Below are 18592 nucleotides of genomic sequence, written 5' to 3' on the forward strand. Positions count from 1 at the left end.
TCAAGTAATGACCAAACTGGTCATACCTCTAGATATTCACACACATTGGTTCGATGCGGAGATTCTTATGGGAAAAGCAAACGTACGAATAGGCAGTTTCGAGATAGATGACGCACAGCACACCTCGCCGGACGGGCAAGGCGGCGACAAGGTGCACATTCCCTGCAAGTCTGACCCAGACTTATGCATGCAGCTCGACGGCTGGGATGAAAACGTTAGCGTGCCTGCTGTGGTCGATGGCCGTCAGTCGATACTCTACAAAGAGAAATATGACAGCCAGAAAGACGAGTGGATTATGCGTTTTGAATAGTGCGCGGCATCATTGCCACGCCTCGCCCGGCAAAGAATTGGGCAAATTGACTAACAGGAAGCTGCACGTAAGACTGCGTAGCCTCGTTGTGCCCTGATGGATTATGGAAGGTAATGGTGCCCTGCTCGACGGCAGTCACCAACACCAGATGACCACCGGTGCGAGGCGGCGCAATTTCCGGGTGACGGATCCCCGGATGCACCGACGCAATAAAGAAGTGATTTTTTTCGAGCTCGGCCGCGATATCCTCGGCGGTCAATTCAACCCTAACCTGACCGGTTATCTGCAACTCATGCTTTAAAAACTCAACGAAGGGCGCGTAAATCAGCCCGCGAATATGATCCCCTTCACGCACGTAGGTCCCATAGGGCACGCTGCGGCGGGTTAATTCAAGAATGGGCACCACGTTGCCGGTGGTGGCCGCCAGCGCCATCTTCAGGCAACACATACCGCACACGTGATTTGCCCACTCGACAAACTCCGCCTGCGACTGCGCGCCCGACGCCGGCCATGCGTCAATATCCTGCAGGCTTTTTTTGCCGCTCAGAATATCAGGCGCCAGCGACGGCGCCTCCCATTGGCTGAAATACGGCACGCTCATCAGAACGTTTCGACCAACGTGAATTTCATCAGCAGCAGCGGCATATCCGGTGCGAACATGTCGTACTCTTCGAAGAAACGCTGCTGCTCTTTGCGCCATGAAGCCAGCGTACGATCGCCCTCACCCTCGGCAAAAGCGTGCTCTTCCGTCACCAGGTCGAATGGCACCTGTTTGACTTCGGTCAGCTTTACCGCACAAACCGGATGATTGCGGCCGTCAACCACGACAAACACTTCACCCACTTCCGGCTCGCCTTCATCGTCAAGATTGGCACAGGTCGCAGTTTTAATGCCTGCGATAACTTTTTGCGCCAAATCGTCAGCCTGCGCCTCGTTGTCACCAAAAGACCAACGTTCCGCGTCTTTATATTTTTGCGGGATAGGAGGAAGCATAATTTATCCTTTTTATTTTACCGGTCTACGGGGTTAACTCTGTAAACATTAGCATGAAAATTTATCGCCGGGGATGCCGTCGATTACGGACACTTCACCGGCATCGTTTGCGGCCACAGACGGGTATTACCGCTGCCGTAAAGCACCTGTATACCGCACTCGTGGTCCACGCGAGCCAACGGTTTGCCGGTCGCGTCAAGCATCATCGACATTTTAGCCGTGGAGACAATCGCCACACCGCTGTTAAAGGCCGAGACGGCATTAAACACCGGCGGAATGACAAAGCTGCCCTGCGCATTGATATAACCATAGTTTTCCCCAACCTGCGCAAAAGCCAGCCCTTCGGAAATCAGCCCCAGACCGCTAAAGTTTATCGCTGCGGACGGGTGCCCCTGTGCGTCAATCCAGGTTTTATTGCCGTCGGCCTCGCTCAATACCGCCTGACCACCCTGCATGCCACTGCCGATGCCAGGGGTGGTAATCACCAGCTTGCCGGTGGTATCGACGTAGCGCGTGGTCGGTTTGCCATCTTCTGTATCGTAAGAAACCGACATATCGCTGCCGGCCGGAAGCTGCCAGTTGCCGTCAGGCATCGCGGCGACACGCACGCCTTTTTCATCGATAAGCTCGGTGCCCTGCGGCTGAATGCGCAGCGCACGGGCATTGACAAACGCTGAACTCGGCAGGATTTGTGGCTGAATCTGCCAGATGCCCTGCGCGTTGAGATAGCCAATCTGCGGTTGACGAGAGAGTTTGACCCAGTCGCCCACCGCCGTAATCTTGGTCTGCTGCTCGTGCAGCTCGATGTTGCCCTGCGCGTCAAGCAGCCACGACTGTCCTTCCGCCGAGGTCGCCAGAATGCGGCCGTCGTTGAACTGATTGACGTTGAGGTCGGTCGTCAGGCCAATGCGAACCTTGCCGTCGTTGGCAATAATTTCTGACTGTAGCTCCGACGCCGGTTGGTCTGGGGTTTTGCGCGGCAGAGTGAGCTGCCACAGCGCATTGTTGATGCGACGCACGCTGGCATAGTCCGGTGCCACCAGCAGTTTGCCGCCGGCATCGATAATACCCCATTGGCCGTTTGGCAACTGTACGTCAGCCAGACCGTTCTCGAAGGTGCCTACCGATTGATAGTTCGGCCCAACGATGACCTTCTGGTTAACCACGTCATAGATGCCCCACAGCGCGCCCTCAGCGGCCGTCTCGCGGAAACGGAACCAGCCGTTGCCCACCGACTGCAACTCGAACTCGTTCGGCAGCGCGAAATGCTTACCGTGAGTGTCGATAGTCGTCAGCTTGCCGTCTTGATAATCCAGAGCATAGCCATTGATAAACGGCGCGATATTATCCTCCGTGAGAGGAATAAGCGTTTTGCCCTGGGCGTCAACCACACCGGTTCCCTGCGCAGTTTTAACGATAAACTGCTGGGCCAGACCGCTGCGCGCCGACTCACTGCTGTCGGCTGGCTCAATATCCTGCCACTTGCCTTCAATCTGCACACCGCCGTCTGCACGAATGAATCCGGCACCTGCTTTCGAAGCATCCGGGTCGGGCCTGATCAACGCCAACGGGGAAGATTTATCAGTCTGCTGGTCGTTAAGCGGCTGAATGCGATAATCGTTCAACGCGGCAACATTTTTGGCATTCAGCAGCGTTTTACCGGCGTTATCGATGATATTGATCAGCGCACCCTGCTCGTCGTGCAACCAGAGACGACCGTTGATCACCTCGGCATTGTTGACCTGCGCCAGCCAGTTCACCGGCTGCGCACCGCCAATCAGACTCCCATCGGGTGAGATGATGGCATTCACCTTGTGCTGATCGCCCCGCGTGGTCAGCAGGAAGCTGCCGCTAGGCTGGTCGAACGGCACACTGCCCTTCGGCAAAGTAATGATCTGTTTCTTGCCGGGCACAAATACCGTCAGGTTCTCTTTACCGCTGTTATCCAGCAGGAACTCGCCCTGCACGGTCAGACCGGCGACGGCCTCATTGCTCAGCGAGGCGATTTCATTGCCGTCGTTATCAAGCAGGCTATTTTTGTCGGCCGTTTTAGCCAGCCAGAACTTGTCATTCAGCGGGCTAACGGACTGATAAGTCTTGTCATTCAACACGCCGTCGGTGCGAATCAGCTGCACACCGTCTTGGGTTTTGGCTATCGCCAACGCCGTATTGCTGTCATTTAGCGTAATGTTGCTGAACTGTGGGTTGATACGCCAGTCCAGATTCTGACTGGCGATGCCATAGCCCTGATCGGCGTCGCGAGCGATAAACAGTCCGCTCTGCCCGAAAGGCAGCACCACTTCCATCTTGTCATTGGCCACGTGGCGCTTGTCGTCAGGCGACAGCAGCACGGTTTTGTAGTTCAGCGCCAGTCGGGCCGGATTACCGTCGGACAACTGTACGTCATCGACCAACGCATCGAGTGGCTTGCCAACGGTTTGTCCCTTACGGTTGATGATTTCGTTTTTGCCAGCATTGTTGACCACTGCAAGGTCAACCTGAGTGAAATTCCCGGCCTTATCAAAGATCGGCTGAATAACCCAGTTGCCGGTATTATCGATGTATCCCCATTTGCCTTTTTGCTGCGCCGCGGCGAGACCGTAGTAATAGTCACCGACCTGCTCAAAAACAGGTTTAATCACCAATTGACCCCGATTATCGAGGAAGCCCCAGCGGTGGCCGTCCAGGCCTTTCTCCAGCGCGACGTCATCGATAGCCTGCTGAGCATCGGGAAGCAACACGGCAGCACGGCCATCATGCACCGGGCGGATACAAATATTCAGAGTGGCAGGCTGCGCCGTTTCGGCACGCAGCGTGGCGTCGGTCAGGTTAGACGGCCCGAAACAGGCGGTGTCGGTATCGGCCTGAGCCGCAAAGGTCAGACCCAGCAGGCCAACGGTCCCACCGACGGTGATAACCTGGCGCACGGCGCGCGAAAGAGGCTTAAGGTTCATCAGTTTCATTGTGCCTCTCCGTTTTGAGCGGAATTGGCACAACTCACCGTTTTCGCAGGCCAGGTTTGTTTGTTTTTGGCATCCAGAATAACGCGCTGATTACAGCGCAGCGCAAACTGCGCCTGCACAGCGCCGTCGGTGTTGATAACCTGCACCAGCCCCTTGGCGGCCACCCAGGCGCGTTTCTCGCTAAAGTCGGTCGCCCAATTGTATTTCGGTAGAATCGTGAAGCTACCGGTGCCATTGATGTAACCAATAAGCGGACCGTAGGTATCCTGCTTCACCGCTTTGGCACGGGTGTCTTTCATCGCACCGACCTGGGTAAAGTAGCTGCCAATCAGCTGTTTGCCGCTGGCATCGATGAATCCATACAGACCGTTAGCGCCCCGCAGCGGCACCATGCCCTCGCTCGAGGCGGCAGGCAGGATGCTGTTCAAGCCAGGATAACGTTGAACTTCATTGCCCTGCGTATCAAAGAGTACGGTTTCGCCGGTGCTGTCGTCATTCATGACAATGCGATCCATCGAGGCAAGCGGCTGTGCATTGTCTTTATCAGCCAGAGGCTCAATGCCGTTTTGATCGATCAGGGTAATGCGTTTGTCGCTCAGCGCGCTGGCCCAGTTTTGTGGCGTAATAAAGTTCAGTGGAGCCGAATAGGCTGGCGCAATCTGCCAATTGCCCTGGTCATCGACAGCACCATAGTGCGGCCCAAAGCTCAGCAGCGTCCAGTCACCGTCAATGTGAATAGACTGCGGCACAACGTCTTTACTGACCACCGAACGGCCGTCGTCATCCATCAGGCCAACGCCGCCGTTTGCCGGCTGGATTAACCAGTGATTATCCCCCACCTTCTGCGGGTTGCTCAGCAAATCGCTTGCTAATGCCAGGCCGCTGATGGCGCTGTAGAGGCTATAGCGCGTGCTGCCGTCACCGTGTTCGCCCGGCTGGTCGCCGTCGGCAATCACGAAAATACTGTCGCCTACCGGCTGCGGCTTGCCGGTTCGGTTAGCGTCTGGAGCAATGGCCCACTGACCTTTGGTATCGATAACTCCCCATCCTGCGGCCACTTTTGCCAGTGCGTAACCGTCGTGGAATGCCTCAAGCTGTGTGAAGCGGGTTGGAATTTTAGCGCTGTTGCTGGCGATGTCCCAGATACCCCAACGGCGGTCATTATTGTCGCCCTCGGTGTAAAGCAGGTCACCGCCGGAAATTGACTGCGCGGTCTGTATCACGCGAGTTGGGATATCAATAAGGTTGCCCAGTGAGTCAATAACCTTGCGGCTTTCAACGTTCTTGTCATCGACGACCATCGCCCAGGCATAAGGCCCGTCAAACGGCGATATCTGCTTGAATTTTGGCTGGATTACCCACTGACCGTCGGCATTGACCGCGCCAGTCGTGCCGTTTTCGGTTTTCACCACCAGCGGCCCCATACGGCCCGGCGCATCCAGCGACGCCCACTGCGGGCTGTTAAAGATAAGCCCTTGCGAGGTGAGAATCGCAGGCACTTTCTTTTTGTCGACCGGCGTCAGCAGCGCCATCGGCAGCCCCGCAGGCTGAGACACGGCGTTGTCGTCAAGTCCGCGAGCATCCAGCGGCTGAACCTTGTAATCGTTTAGCGCAGTCAGCGTTGCCTGCGTCAGCAGACCGACGCCGTTGCTGTCATAAACCTGCACCAGCTGGGCAGATTTATCCTCTGTGCCACGGTCAGCCTGCAATACCCAAAGATGCCCGTTCTGGGTGAGTAACTGAGGCTTGTTGGCTTTAACATCGACAATGCGATCGTCAGGGCCCACCATCACGATGCCCTTACTGCCCTGACCAATCAGCCAGTGGCCCCAGGTGTGGAATTCCTCGGCCTGATCGGCTGGAATATCCTGAGTTTTCTCTAATTTATTACTGAGTAATTGCTGAACATTGTTTGCATCCACCACCAGCCAACTGCCTGAACTCAGTGGTTTTACGGATTTGTACTGTTCTTTGCTCAGACTGACGCCGTTGCGGTCGAAGAAGGTCCAGCTTGACTTGCCCTTCACCGCAACCACGTTACCGTTAAGCATCGGTTCGTTGCGGGTCTTCAGCTTCATGGGGTCAATCGCCCATTCGCCGCTGTCATCGAGGTAACCCCAATATCCACTTTGCGCCGTATCGCGCTGCTGAGCAGGAATAAGGCCAGACTGCGGCTCGTCAAGGTTCATAACATCATCCGGTAGCGACACGGAACGGCCTGATGATGCATTCCACAGCGCAGGAGAGATCTGCATCTGGACGCTGGCCAGCGGCTGCCCTTGTTTAAAACCTTCAGAGTTGAGAGAGGCGGCGAACGGTAAGGTCTTGATGACTGCCCCCTGGCGGTCTATCAACGCCAGACGATCGTCGATGACCACCAACGCAGTGCCTTTGGCGTTGAAATCGGTAGCGCGGGTGAAGCGTGCCGGGATTGCCAGATTGCCTTTTGCATCTATATAGCCAAACAAGTCATCTTTCTTGACAGCGGCCAGTCCGTTGACAAAGCCACGGGCTTCACGATATGCAGGCTCGATGGCCATCTTACCTGAAACATCGATGTATCCCCACAGGCCTTGCGACTCACGGGCCGAGCCCATCATTACCGGTGCCAGCCCCTGCTGGAAAGGCTGCTGGCAGCCATCCGCGGTTTTGGCAATGGCACACGCGCGAAGCCAAGCCTCATCGGCATGGGCTGGCGTAGAAAATGCTGCTCCGAGAACCAGCGCTAAGGCACTGAAATTCATGACATGTTTTAGTGTTTCGGAATAAATCATCCGATTCCCTTATGACTGAAAAATGATGAAAAGTTTGAAGCTGGAACCCACAGAGATTGATAAGGTACCGCTGGCAGCGAAAATTCGATGATAATCAGATTCAATGTAATGTTGTCCGCTGTTTCTTATAGGGTGTCAGCTTGCGCAAGAAAAAGCAGCTATTTTATTAGCTGGTAACGAATGAATACACTTTATAACGACATCAGCGTGTAAAAAAACGACATTTTGCCCTTTCTAGCGCAAAAATTTGTTTAAAACTCGGCAACCTGACGCTGAACTGCGCCACAGGCTTCGCCCATAACGCCGTTTTACGAAATTCTCATCTTAAATTTATAGCAGATACAGAGCGATAGTCCGTCCTTCGTTTGACACTCTGTGAAGCATTGCCAAGCGCATTCAGAAACTGCATCCTGTGTGATGCACAACGCAACCTCTCAACAGTTATCCTCTTATAAAGAGACAGATTAACCGCCATGACTATTAAAAATCTTTGCACCATTGCTGACGTAGCCGACCTCGAGCCTGGCCTGCGTGAGATTCGCCAACACCTGCATCAAAACCCAGAATTATCCAACGAAGAAGCCAAGACTGCCGAACTGGTTGCCAAAAAACTCCATGAGCTGGGGTTTGAGGTTACGACCGGCGTTGGCGGCTACGGCGTTGTCGGCTCCCTTAAGGTCGGTAACGGCACGCGCAGCATCGGTATTCGTGCCGATATGGACGCCCTGCCTATCCTCGAACAGACCGGTCTTGCGTACGCCAGCAACGTGAGCGGCAAAATGCACGCCTGCGGCCACGATGGCCACACCACGATGCTGCTCGGTGCGGCCGCACAGCTGGCACGCAGCCGCAACTTCTCCGGCACTGTGCACCTTTTCTTCCAGCCTGCGGAAGAAATTGGCTTCAACAGCGGTGCTGAACGTATGCTGGCTGAGGGACTGTTCGACAGATTCCCTTGCGACGCAGTCTTCGGCCTGCACAACCACCCGGGTTATCCCGTGGGTAAAATGATGTTCCGCACGGGCGCGTTTATGGCAGCTTGCGATACCGTTAACGTGACCATTCACGGTAAAGGCGGTCACGCGGCGCGTCCTCACATGACCGTTGACCCAATTTTGGTCGCCAGCAGCCTGGTTGTCGCACTTCAGAGCATCATTTCACGCAACATCGACCCTAATGAAACCGCCGTTATCACCATCGGTTCGCTGCATTCGGGCTTTGCCGCCAACGTTATCCCTGATAGCGCGCGTCTCGAGATGAGCGTGCGTTCATTTGATACCGGCGTGCGTAAAATTCTGGAAGACCGTATCAAAGCGCTGATCGCCAGCCATGCGGAAGGTTACGGCGCTCGCGCAGAGATTGACTATGTGCCCGGTTATCCGGTGTTGGTCAACCATCAAAAAGAGACCGAATTTGCCACTCAGGTCGCTCAAGAGCTGCTCGGTGAAGAGAATGTGGTACCCGACCTGCCGCCTATCTCCGGCAGCGAGGACTTTGCCTACTTCCTACAGCAAAAACCGGGCTGCTTCCTGCGTATGGGCAACGGTGACAGTGCCGTACTGCATAACCCGGCCTATAATTTTAACGACGAAAGTCTGCCCTTTGGCGTCGCCTACTGGACCCGTCTGGTCGAACGCTACCTGGCCGATTAATTGAAAGACTCTGTCAGCGTCTTCTGTTAGCGGCAGAATCCAAACCAGCGCATGCCAAGATGAAAATGATTGGCGTGCGCTGCGTTATAATCCGGCCCAATAATATTGCCAAAAAACGGACAGGCTCCGCGAAAGACCTGATGCAGATAGTCGGCGTCCTTTCCCTCTCGTTTCCATCCGCTTGCTACGGTCACATCTTCACCGTCCTTCATCCTGAAACCCGCGACGTCCAGGGCCTCGGCAGTCGCATGCTCACTCAGCCTGCCCACCGCACGGTGATAAACATTGCGACAGGCAAAGCTGCCGAGGTGGTCGATTCTGACCAGCCTTTGGCCAAAGACCTGCTCGGCAAGGGGTGCGGCCGCCTGTGCCACAAACATCGTGCCGCTGACTGCCAACGGACAGCTCGCCAAAAAGCTCGAGCTCAGCGCCACCGAACCGAAATTTTGTACTCGCACTGCGCCGGTCAAAGGACACTGGCCACCGCTATCAGGTACAGATTGGAAATTAATCAGGCCTGCGGCCCTGGCACTCTCGAGCACGGCAAGGCACGCAGCCTGATTTTTACTTATTTTCCTGAGTTTATACTGAGTCATCAGGCCGGGAGCATCGGTCACTGACAATGGCGTAAAAGGATTGTATTGCGCGGGCAGTTGGCTCTCTAACCACGGAAAAAAGGCGACACTCACACCCAGTAAAACCAACGCGAAGAGGATATAACGCATACCCTTTGCTCCTCTGGCGACCATGACATTACGAATTTTCTATTATAGTGAAGGATATGCGATTTATTTGAGACGAGGTAAAGATGACCGTCAACGCTGAAAATACCGTACCGAATCAGGTCCACATTGTAGCTATAGGCGGTGAGACTGCGGCCGATATGCAGCAGATTACGGCCATCGATCGCTATATCCTGTCCTTAAGCCAAAAAGAAAGTCCGCAGATTCTGTATATCTCCACGGCGAGCGGAGACGTTCCAGAGAGGATTGAGCAATTCGAGAAAAAATTCGCGTCGGCCGGCTACCTGGTAGAGAGCCTGTCTTTCTTCCGCACGCCTTATCCTACGGTTAAACAGATCGACGAGATGATAGCGCGAGCTGACGTGATTTTTGTCGCGGGCGGTAATACGCGGGCCATGCTGGCAGTCTGGAAAGAATTTTCAATCGATCAACAGCTCAAATCGGCCATGCGCCACGGCACTATCCTCTGCGGCGTGAGCGCCGGAGCTATCTGCTGGTTTGATTTAGGGCATTCGGATTCGGGCGGTGGCTATTCACTCATCCCAGGCTTGGGGCTGCTGACGGGCGTCATGTGCCCGCATTTCGGATCTGAGGAAGGACGCGAGGAATCTTTCAGTGCGTTGCTGGCAGAGCAGAACATTTTGCCCGCCTACGCCGCCGATGACGGCGTAGCCCTGCATTTTCGAGATGGGAAACTTCATAAAATAATCAGGACCGATGCGGCAGAACACGGCAAAACACTGATCTCACTCAGCGATAGCGAGAGGCCCACTGCTGAATAGTCTCTTGCCCGAAATGGGCAAGGATAACCTTGAACCACGCAGTAAACCTTGAAGAGTCCTGCTCGACGGCAGTAAAGACGTCGGGCACCGAGATCCACTGCCAACCTTCCGCCTCTTCCGGATTAAGCTCGGGCGTTCTTTCGAACAGGCCGATAAAAGTATGGTTAAATTCATTTTCTACCAAACCATTCGAGACATCGACGCGGTAGAGGATCTGGTCTACTTCCTGCAATTCACAGTGGAATCCCATCTCCTCATACAGCCTGCGGGTAGAGGCAGCCAGGTTACTCTCACCGGGACGTGGGTGGCCGCAGCAAGAGTTGGTCCAAAGACCGCCAGAATGGTACTTTCCACTGGCGCGTTGTTGAAGCATGAGACGTCCCTGACTATCAAAAATAAATACCGAAAAAGCGCGATGCAGTGCGCCCTGCAGATGAACCTGCATCTTGGTGCCTACGCCGACCTTGTTATCCTGTTCATCAACCAGAATCAGGCGTTCTTCTTGCACTTTATCTTCAATAATGAGGGACATAACTTTACTTCACTCTTGTCAGGCTATAGCGTTGCGCATCATTTAAAGCCGTTTCATAACTTTGCGGCGTACCGTCCACCTGGATGGTCAATGCTTTATCTATAGGGGTTATTGCACAGGAAAATTTCACTTTCAGGCTGTGCACACCGTTCGCCAGATACAGGTCAACATACTGATTTTTCTGTAGTCCGGCCGCTTCTTTGTCATCAACATAAACAATCAGCGGACAGCTCTCGTCAAGAATCGATCCCGCAAGTTGGGGCTGTCGGTGTACACGAACTTTGGTGGTGTCGGGTTTACTGGTGGTATAGGCCTGCAAAACCTGTTGCGTTGGGGCATAAGGGCCACTAGAACACCCAGCCAACACCAGTGCAGCACAAATCATGAGTAACTTTCGCACGTTAAGGTCTCCGCGAGATAACAAAGGAATTGTTCATCGCCTTAAAGCAATCAAATTTCAGAGAGCTAAACCGTGGCAGAGTACTCATGATGCTTGAATCGGCGATATCTGATTTCATCTGCACTCGCGCTGCTAAGGTAGCGCTAGTGCAGAGAATAGAGAAGGCCTGTAATGTAACGGAAGTTGAAGAATTAAAATGTTCTTATGGTGCGTTTCCCAAGATGTTGCTGGTCTCGAACTCAACATGCCCACCGACGTGGAAATGATGTTGATCAAACGCCTCACGGCCCATCGGCGTCACTTTCGTTATCTCTCCTTCATAATTACCGTCTTCAACCTCCGTAATCCTCGTCTCGAGTCGATAACTCACCGGCGGATTTCCTACGGGGAAGGTCACCAGAGTCACTTTGTCACCCAGCGTAAACTGAGTTAACAGCGGCAAAGGCGCTTGCTCAAACATGGCTTCACTCATTTTCAGTTCCTTTTAGGATGAGAGGGGTAGACGAAGATAACAGTCGTTGTTTTTTTCACCATGAGCTTAAAACTCACTCACCCATAAAGCGTAGAACATTGGACAACTTTTATTTGTGGTCTTGATTAGGAAATTCAGAAAATCTCTCGGAATTATGGTCGCTTAGCGATCTCGGAAAGTTGTACAACCTGGTCAAAATCCTGTACCGATTTTGCTAGCAATTCTGTGCCAGACACGCCCTTTCCTGGCATGAAAGAGTGAAGTCACAGCATGACTAACCCATTAAAAAATTTAAGTTATCTTTAATTAATTAATTGCCTTAGCGTTTTATTAGTACGTATTTAAGAATACTTAAATAGCACAAATTGATCAAATGTAAGTTGTACAAAGTAAGAGTTTTGTATAAGTTTAATGAAGCTCAATTAGAGCTCGTAACGAAGATGCTTTGCATTGCCACTGAAGGTGCCACTCGATTTCCACCTTCAGTGGTATTTTTTTGACTACTCATGGGGTTATAAAATGTCTCAAATAAACAGCGTTGAGTTAGAAAAATCCCGCGTCAAGACTGCTCATGCCATTAAAAGCGAATCAGACGTCATTCAGGAAATAAAGATAGAACTTTCCCTCAAAGGACGACTGGTCAATAACAAAGCAATCATGGCAAAACTGCTCGAACGATTAGAAATAGAAACAGACGTGGTCAAATCAGATATTTATCGAAACGCCCTCGAAACAGTAGTATTTCGTACCCCGGACGACCTGATTTAAAAAATCTTCATCACAGGGCGCGATACCTTATGTGCCTTGTGATGGTCAGATTATGCGTATGTCGCTGCATCCTTTGCCTATAGGCTCTCAAACTGGGTTAATGACTCGCCCTACTGCTCGCCCTATCGACGTCTTGTACCCCATTGGCATATTGAGCTCTGCAATCTCATTCAGACTAAACATCCCTATTTCTTTATGCTCATGGCTGACTTTTATCGTTTGGCTTGAGGCCGGTTCAACCTTCATGAGATAGGTCACAATCAATATTTCTTTAGCACCAATCCGGTAAAGCCAGGCGTCGATAATGCCCTGCACCGACGACGCTATCTGCGTCTCCTCATACATTTCACGGATAAGACATTCTTCAGGCGTTTCCCCTTTCTCGAGCTTTCCCCCCGGCAACTCCCACTCTTCCCGCTCGTTTTTTAATAGCAGAATCTTGTCGCTAATCTGCACAATCCCCTTAATCGAGACGGGAAATAGCGATTCCTGGTACGGCTGCATAAGCTTCTCCGTAAGAAAGAGAGGATGTTTTTATAAAAGATAGATAAAAAATAAGACCATCAGATGACAGATTTATTCGTCAAACTGAACGCGACACTCAGAGCTCTCAGATATTTAAGGCACGAATGTTAAGGTAATAAGAATAGAGACATTGCGCCTTGCTCCTATAACCAACGCCTGCACTGAGAGACCTTGAGATGGCTGTTGTAGAAGACTTTGTGCTTACGGACCCCGCATCCCTGACAGCGGGCAATCACGTAGGTAGAAGGATAAGCTCTGCCTGATGGGCTCATCGCGCCTAAATGCTGAAGTTTTAGAATTTCCCAACGATGACCGTGCGGGATAAAGAGTAGCTGACGAGGTTTGCGGAGAGAACGGAAATGGTAACGATGGAAGATTTTTAAATATTTTAGATATCCTCGTCGGCAAACCGTACTTAGAGTGATTTCAAATACCATAACAACGGACAAATAGAACAACGTAAACATTGTTTTTACCCAGATATTTTCAACAGCATTAAAATTTGTCGCTATTTTTCTTAGGGCTGATGGGAGCGGGATTAAAAGAATTTGGCCCCAGACTCACGACGCATAAACAGCGGGGAGTAATTTAGTTAATTTCATTATCTGGGATGTTGATGTAGCGCAAGGATGGGGTGATAGGACAGGCTTTAAGGCTATTATCGAGAGCAATATTTCACGCTAAGTAAGATGTCGTTAATGACTAAGATGAGATGTGAAACTTGTTGACCCGCTCCCCGTATGTGATCCAGCCATATTCAGGAATAACCGGCTTCATTCTGGCTGCATATTCTGGAAACCGGCAAATTCGGAGGGCATCCTCCAGAGACATAAACCCACTATCGTTCAGGCATTTCTGCCTTAACCTGCCGTTGAAGGACTCCACCGTCGCATTGTCCGTCGGCGTTCCTGGGCGTGAGAAGTCGATCCTTACCCCTCTTTCATACGTCCACCTGTCCAGCATTTTTCCTGTAAATTCAGAGCAGAATTCGCATTTCAGTGATCCCACGGATACGCAGGCGCAGTGCGCTGCCATCGGCAGTTCTTTTTTGCCAGCACGTCCTGCAGCATCGCCTTGTCGAGGCTGAGGTCAGCAACCAGCCTCTTCAGCCGCAGATTTTCCTCTTCCAGCTGCCGCATATGTTTGAGTTCAGAAGGAGAAATTCCGCCGTATTTCTTGCGCCAGGTGTAAAACGTGGCATCGGAGATACCCAGCTCGGCATGCTTGAGAGCAAAGACAATCTGCTCTTCGGTGAATCGTGACTTTTTCATCTGCCCCCCTCCGTTCAGGGGAGTCAATATCATGCCGGAATTCTGTTTCTGAATGGAGCAGGATTTTGGGTCAAGGTCACGCGTTTATAGCAACGATCAACGGAAAAAAATCCTAGTGATCTGCCTGCGTATATGTCGAGATTTAAACCAGATGAGACATACGTCAAAGCGGCTCTTTCGATGGTTAGAAATGAGAATTTCTGATAGCTTTAAATAGAATGTTAAAAGATTTAGATAGCGTGCAGATTATATCAAAACGGTTTTATTTTCGGAGGTAACCATAGAGTCGATTAGCGCTCTGTCTTCAGAGAGATTTTTAAGCATGATGACCGCTTACTTTGTCACACCGGTCGAACTATTCACGGCTGCCCGCAAGAAATCTTTCAGTATTTACAGTGAAAATAGCCGACTGTTTATCCTGAACTCCAAAGGCAATCAACGCCCATTGCGTCAAACCGAGTTAGAAGAGTTTCATAATCTGTTTAAAAAGACGGGAGGCATTATGCCAATAACCTATCGCGACGTTACTTTCAACTCGTCTTATATCTTAGCGGCAATTGAGCACATCAATTTTAAGGAAGCTATACATGCCAAATAATCCACCCGAAGGCTTACCAAGATACAGGCTTTTGACTGGCCCGGATGACGCATCTTTCTGTCATCGTGTTTCTGCCGCACTTGAGCTTGGGTATGAGCTTTACGGAAATCCGGCAATTACCTACGACTCTGACAAAAAGACCGTGATCGCTGCCCAAGCAATAATTTGGAAAAGTGAAAAGAGTTAGATCACCCTTTTTCTAACAGGCCGGGCGGGTTATGGAATAGACAATCATCAGAAATCTAATCACGAGTTATTCGACATGAAAAACATCCCTTTTTCGCATTATGGGCCAGAATAAATTTAACTTCTGGCCTCTGAAATAACGCTAAAATTTTTGCCTTAACTTCTTCAGGTTGCGTAACTGTACCCTCGACTATCAGTGTTTTATTGATTTCGACAGGGCCGTCAAGCGTGACTTTGCCTGTGATTTTTTTCCTCACGATTTGAACCGATATATCCCTGACACAGCGGCAGCCAACCGGTGGTTAACTCGCCGATGGTGAATGCCCACGACTTAAGAGCGGTCTCGAAATTTACCCAATCTTTATGGTCCTTAGGTGTCATCAGCAAAGGGTGGCGTTACGCCTCAGGATTGGACGTTTATTCTTTGCCAAACGGCACCGCAGAGTGAGCAAGCAGGGGAAGCTGAGCAACTTTGGTCACGCATTCCAAAGTCTCTGCCAGATGAAGAGGATTGGGAATGCGTTGAGCTTAGGTATAAAAAACCGCCACTTTATGATGTCCGGCGGCATTATTGTCGTGCTGCAACGCATTCTCGGCCACTCGGATATCCGCGTAACGATGCGCTATGCCCACTTTGCCCCTGACCATTTAGAAGATGCCTTAACCAATAATCCGTTATCGATTTTGGGTGCAAAAATGCCTGCCAAAAGTGGCGGTAAAATGGCTACAGAGGTTCTTTCTGGGAACAATTCAGGGTAACTCGATGAGGTTAAGTAGTTGATTTTATTTTAAGTGGTTGATTTTGATAGCGGGCAAAAAAAAGACCGAATACGATTCCTATATTCGGTCTAGGGAAATGGCTCTTGGGAGAGAGCCGTGCGCTAAAAGTTGGCATTGATGCAGGCGGTTAAGCCATACAACTTAAAGAGTAGTCGAGCTTAAATGCTTTTCCAGCGAGTTTGACGACCTGTGATAATTACTTAACGAAATGAGTTACGTTTTGTGACAACATTCGCAAAACCACCCATTAACTGTGTGGAATTCAAGCAAGAAGGGGGTTTTTAGACAGGGGGATATTAAAGAGGCCGACGTGGATCAGCCTCAGGAAGCTCAACTTAACACAGGGTTCCAGCGCGCTCGATAAACGGGGCAAGACTCATCTTGTGGCCGGGATTTTTGGGGTCATCCAGCTGAATAATGCTCAGCGGCTGTGCACTCACCTTCCCTTCTTTCACCCACTGCTCTGCTACATCATTCAGCGGATACTGCGCCAGCGTGCTGTCATTAATCACGAACAGGGCTTTGCCCGGTCGGCATTGCAGCATCACTTCTTCACGGGTGAACGCCCATGCCTTACCATATTCCAGACGGCTCACGGTAACAACTTGCGGCGCTGCGAAACAGCTGGCAGACAGGGTGAGCAACAGGCCCCCAAGTAGCGTTTTTTTCATCACTCTTCCTCGTTAAACTTCTCAATAACAATCTTGTTGCCAATCCAATGCTCAGCACAACTAATTAGGCGATAGGGTAGCAAAAAGGCTCACCAAAGCAATCACCAACAGTGCCAAAGCAAACTCCAGCCAGCAAACGGCGATCATGCGTCGCTGCGTATGCTCATTGTGGTGCGCGAACTGCGGAACCAGCCAATAGCGGTTATAAATGGCCACCGCGACCATCACGGTCACCAGCGCGGCCTTACAAACAAGCAGCAGCTCATAAGGCGAGTGAATGTCCGTTGGCCAACGCTGCAAGATGAATGCGCTATTGGCGATACCGGTCAGTACGACAAGCGCAACAGCCGCGTGCCCGAGCGTTGAGAATCGCAGCAGAGCCACAATCGCCTCAGGTCGAGTCGCGGGCTGATGGGTCAGCCTCATGCAGGTCAGCAACGGGATCAGGCTGCCAAACCAGTATGCGGCACTGAGCAAATGCACGGCGTGGTTAGTGCGCTGCAATACGCCCAAGGTGCCTTCATGCATGGCCGCATGACCGATGAGCGCCTGCCCTATCAGCATTCCGGCGCTTAGCAGCATCGCCATCAGAAAACGTCCGGGCAGGCCATCGATAAGAATCAGCAGCAGCGCGACCAGCGCCATCAGCATATGCCAGCGCCAAACCTCTCCAAAGGTGGTGGTCAGCACCAGCAGCCAAACATTCACATTGAGCATGTCGGTCCATCCGTTGCCCATAACCCCTGCCTGCACGGCGACCATCAACAGCGCGGTTAACGCAGAAAGGCAGGCCGAGGTCAGGATCAGGGTCTGGTTTTTACGCGCCAGGAGTGCGGACAAACCTTGCGGAGACAGCAAACGAGTGAAGACGCAGGCGCCAAAAAGTTGCATCACGGAAATAAAGTGCACAAAGCGGCACAGGACAAACAGCGATGCCAGGCTCATAACGTTACTTTACCGTAAAGCTGTAGGTACCTTGGGTCTTATGTCCATCAACGGAAACAACGTGCCATGAGACGTTATATTTACCGCGGGTCAATGGCGCAGGTAGGGCAATCAGGACCTGAGTGTTGTCGTTGGTGGCCAGTTTGAAATCACCGGTTTTTACCGGCTGATTGTTCGGACCTTCCAGCACGACTTTACTGAAGCTGGGTTCCACGCCCTCGCTAAATCCGAGAGTGAGCTCGGTCGGTGCTACGCTGACTTGGCTATCGGCAGCCGGCGTCTCACTCTTGAGATGAGCGTGGGCAAAAGCCTGTTGTGAAATCAAACCTGCGGCTAGAACGCAGGCAGAACTGAGAATACGCAGACGCATCAGTTTTTTAATAGACACAATTATTCCTTGGCTAATTGAAGATGAAAATTCAGCCGCAACTTTAGCGCAATCTGCCGTTGGGATCTGTGGAAATTAACGGGTAATCAATGCAGAAAATAAGAAATGTGCAAATTTCGCACGAAAAGCTCAGCGGGGATGTCAATAATCACATGAATAATAAGAGTAAAATAAAAAAAACGCAGAACACGGTTAACGTATTCTGCGTTTCAACACTTAGCGGAAAAATCAGGCTGACGGCGATTGGCCAACCATGTTTTTCAGATCTTTATCCACGAAGAACAGACCGTTACCGGTATTGCTCACCAGACCGAGTTTATCCAGGACAGATTTGAACAGAGTCTCTTCTTCATGCTGTTCTGCCACATACCACTGCAGGAAGTTGAAGGTTGAGTAATCTTTAGTGGTCATCGCCAGGTCAGCCAACTTGTTGATCTCTTCAGTGATCAACTGCTCGTGCTGATAGGCAAGATTGAAAACGTCGGCCAGTGATTCGAAATCGGCACGCGGGGCGTCGATAGAGCCGAGCAGCGGCAGTGCACCGGTGTCGCTCACATATTTGAACAGGCGATGCATGTGGTCCATCTCTTCGCGAGAGTGTTCCATCAGGAAGGCCGCAGCACCTTCAAAACCTTTATCACTGCACCAGGCACTCATCTGCAAATATAAGTTAGCGGAATAGAATTCAAGATTCAGCTGTTGATTAAGCTGTTTGATCATATCTTCTTTAAGCACGATGAGGCTCCAGATTTAATATTTAAATTTATATGGATATTAGAATGCGTTATTTGCGTGCATTATGCCTAACTCTATATAAAATAAAAAGCGTTGTTTCCCAC

At 51.3% G+C, this 18592-nt stretch carries 20 protein-coding genes and 3 pseudogenes; 7 read left to right on the forward strand and 16 right to left on the reverse strand.

Translation table 11 applies throughout. The features are described 5' to 3' along the window. Window positions 1-67 precede the first annotated feature (67 nt). Window positions 68-310 carry a DUF1480 family protein gene (locus BS640_RS14595; RefSeq protein ID WP_017492542.1) on the forward strand — a complete coding sequence of 81 codons (243 nt, stop codon included), beginning with the start codon at window positions 68-70 and terminating at the stop codon, window positions 308-310. Here the strand turns inward: BS640_RS14595 and BS640_RS14600 are convergent. From BS640_RS14600 to BS640_RS14615, 4 genes are all read right to left on the reverse strand, one after another. Further along, a complete protein-coding gene (locus BS640_RS14600) occupies window positions 294-911 on the reverse strand; it encodes a C39 family peptidase (protein ID WP_017492543.1) in 618 nt (205 codons plus the stop codon). The two genes, BS640_RS14595 and BS640_RS14600, sit on opposite strands and share 17 nt — an antisense overlap. Beyond that, window positions 911-1303 (reverse strand): ASCH domain-containing protein, encoded by a 393-nt coding sequence (locus tag BS640_RS14605; protein WP_017492544.1) that lies wholly within the window; start codon window positions 1301-1303, stop codon window positions 911-913. Before BS640_RS14605 ends, BS640_RS14600 begins: the two co-directional genes overlap by 1 nt. 83 nt (window positions 1304-1386) lie before the next feature. Beyond that, a complete protein-coding gene (locus BS640_RS14610) occupies window positions 1387-4266 on the reverse strand; it encodes a WG repeat-containing protein (protein ID WP_084912821.1) in 2880 nt (959 codons plus the stop codon). Continuing rightward, window positions 4263-7040 carry a WG repeat-containing protein gene (locus tag BS640_RS14615; protein ID WP_084912822.1) on the reverse strand — a complete coding sequence of 926 codons (2778 nt, stop codon included), beginning with the start codon at window positions 7038-7040 and terminating at the stop codon, window positions 4263-4265. Before BS640_RS14615 ends, BS640_RS14610 begins: the two co-directional genes overlap by 4 nt. Window positions 7041-7513: 473 nt before the next feature. Between BS640_RS14615 and BS640_RS14620 the strand changes: the two genes are divergently transcribed. Continuing rightward, window positions 7514-8692 carry a M20 aminoacylase family protein gene (locus BS640_RS14620; protein ID WP_017493700.1) on the forward strand — a complete coding sequence of 393 codons (1179 nt, stop codon included), beginning with the start codon at window positions 7514-7516 and terminating at the stop codon, window positions 8690-8692. A gap of 26 nt (window positions 8693-8718) precedes the next feature. Here the strand turns inward: BS640_RS14620 and BS640_RS14625 are convergent, their stop codons facing one another. Further along, window positions 8719-9417: an extensin-like domain-containing protein gene (locus tag BS640_RS14625; RefSeq protein WP_084912823.1), complete on the reverse strand. Its 699-nt coding sequence runs from the start codon at window positions 9415-9417 to the stop codon at window positions 8719-8721. An 83-nt stretch (window positions 9418-9500) separates the two neighbouring features. Between BS640_RS14625 and BS640_RS14630 the strand changes: the two genes are divergently transcribed. Beyond that, the gene (locus tag BS640_RS14630) at window positions 9501-10217 is read left to right on the forward strand and encodes a Type 1 glutamine amidotransferase-like domain-containing protein (RefSeq protein WP_084912824.1); all 717 of its coding nucleotides are present in this window, start codon (window positions 9501-9503) and stop codon (window positions 10215-10217) included. Here BS640_RS14630 and idi read toward each other — a convergent pair. The 3 genes from idi to BS640_RS14645 form a co-directional block, all read right to left on the reverse strand. Beyond that, entirely contained in the window at window positions 10186-10749 is a 564-nt protein-coding gene (gene idi / locus BS640_RS14635; protein WP_017493703.1) for an isopentenyl-diphosphate Delta-isomerase, read from the reverse strand. The two genes, BS640_RS14630 and idi, sit on opposite strands and share 32 nt — an antisense overlap. Window positions 10750-10753: 4 nt before the next feature. Then, window positions 10754-11149: a hypothetical protein gene (locus BS640_RS14640; protein ID WP_139802819.1), complete on the reverse strand. Its 396-nt coding sequence runs from the start codon at window positions 11147-11149 to the stop codon at window positions 10754-10756. 202 nt (window positions 11150-11351) lie between these two features. After that, window positions 11352-11621: a hypothetical protein gene (locus BS640_RS14645; RefSeq protein ID WP_017493705.1), complete on the reverse strand. Its 270-nt coding sequence runs from the start codon at window positions 11619-11621 to the stop codon at window positions 11352-11354. A 519-nt stretch (window positions 11622-12140) separates the two neighbouring features. Here BS640_RS14645 and BS640_RS14650 point away from each other — a divergent pair. After that, window positions 12141-12389 carry a biofilm development regulator YmgB/AriR family protein gene (locus BS640_RS14650; RefSeq protein ID WP_017493706.1) on the forward strand — a complete coding sequence of 83 codons (249 nt, stop codon included), beginning with the start codon at window positions 12141-12143 and terminating at the stop codon, window positions 12387-12389. 87 nt (window positions 12390-12476) lie between these two features. Here the strand turns inward: BS640_RS14650 and BS640_RS14655 are convergent, their stop codons facing one another. The 3 genes and pseudogenes from BS640_RS14655 to BS640_RS22440 all read right to left on the reverse strand — a co-directional run. Then, entirely contained in the window at window positions 12477-12893 is a 417-nt protein-coding gene (locus BS640_RS14655) for an NUDIX hydrolase (protein WP_017493707.1), read from the reverse strand. Window positions 12894-13727: 834 nt separating this feature from the next. Then, window positions 13728-13892 (reverse strand): annotated as a pseudogene (locus BS640_RS22435) (integrase core domain-containing protein); the annotation flags it as partial. A gap of 56 nt (window positions 13893-13948) precedes the next feature. Continuing rightward, window positions 13949-14185: pseudogene (locus tag BS640_RS22440) on the reverse strand (transposase); the annotation flags it as partial. Between the two features lie 322 nt (window positions 14186-14507). Between BS640_RS22440 and BS640_RS14675 the strand changes: the two are divergent. Both BS640_RS14675 and BS640_RS14680 read left to right on the forward strand, forming a co-directional pair. After that, the gene (locus BS640_RS14675) at window positions 14508-14783 is read left to right on the forward strand and encodes a hypothetical protein (RefSeq protein WP_084912825.1); all 276 of its coding nucleotides are present in this window, start codon (window positions 14508-14510) and stop codon (window positions 14781-14783) included. Next, window positions 14773-14970 carry a DUF1737 domain-containing protein gene (locus BS640_RS14680; protein ID WP_017493711.1) on the forward strand — a complete coding sequence of 66 codons (198 nt, stop codon included), beginning with the start codon at window positions 14773-14775 and terminating at the stop codon, window positions 14968-14970. The genes BS640_RS14675 and BS640_RS14680 overlap by 11 nt, the downstream gene beginning before the upstream one ends. 55 nt (window positions 14971-15025) lie before the next feature. Here BS640_RS14680 and BS640_RS22380 read toward each other — a convergent pair whose 3' ends face one another. Then, a complete protein-coding gene (locus BS640_RS22380; protein ID WP_157388783.1) occupies window positions 15026-15226 on the reverse strand; it encodes a DUF1203 domain-containing protein in 201 nt (66 codons plus the stop codon). Window positions 15227-15515: 289 nt separating this feature from the next. Here BS640_RS22380 and BS640_RS14685 point away from each other — a divergent pair. Beyond that, window positions 15516-15728: pseudogene (locus BS640_RS14685) on the forward strand (site-specific integrase); the annotation flags it as partial. A 356-nt stretch (window positions 15729-16084) separates the two neighbouring features. On the opposite strand, the gene BS640_RS14690 reads toward BS640_RS14685, so the two are convergent. From BS640_RS14690 to ftnA, 4 genes are all read right to left on the reverse strand, one after another. Then, the gene (locus tag BS640_RS14690; protein ID WP_227952787.1) at window positions 16085-16423 is read right to left on the reverse strand and encodes a YebY family protein; all 339 of its coding nucleotides are present in this window, start codon (window positions 16421-16423) and stop codon (window positions 16085-16087) included. 57 nt (window positions 16424-16480) lie between these two features. Next, window positions 16481-17365: a copper homeostasis membrane protein CopD gene (copD, locus tag BS640_RS14695; protein WP_084912826.1), complete on the reverse strand. Its 885-nt coding sequence runs from the start codon at window positions 17363-17365 to the stop codon at window positions 16481-16483. 4 nt (window positions 17366-17369) lie between these two features. Continuing rightward, the gene (copC, locus tag BS640_RS14700; protein ID WP_017493798.1) at window positions 17370-17753 is read right to left on the reverse strand and encodes a copper homeostasis periplasmic binding protein CopC; all 384 of its coding nucleotides are present in this window, start codon (window positions 17751-17753) and stop codon (window positions 17370-17372) included. 228 nt (window positions 17754-17981) lie between these two features. Continuing rightward, window positions 17982-18473: a non-heme ferritin gene (gene ftnA / locus BS640_RS14705; protein WP_265576811.1), complete on the reverse strand. Its 492-nt coding sequence runs from the start codon at window positions 18471-18473 to the stop codon at window positions 17982-17984. Window positions 18474-18592 lie beyond the last annotated feature (119 nt).

The sequence above is a fragment of the Rouxiella badensis genome (assembly GCF_002093665.1).
GTDB classification, from domain to species: domain Bacteria; phylum Pseudomonadota; class Gammaproteobacteria; order Enterobacterales; family Enterobacteriaceae; genus Rouxiella; species Rouxiella badensis.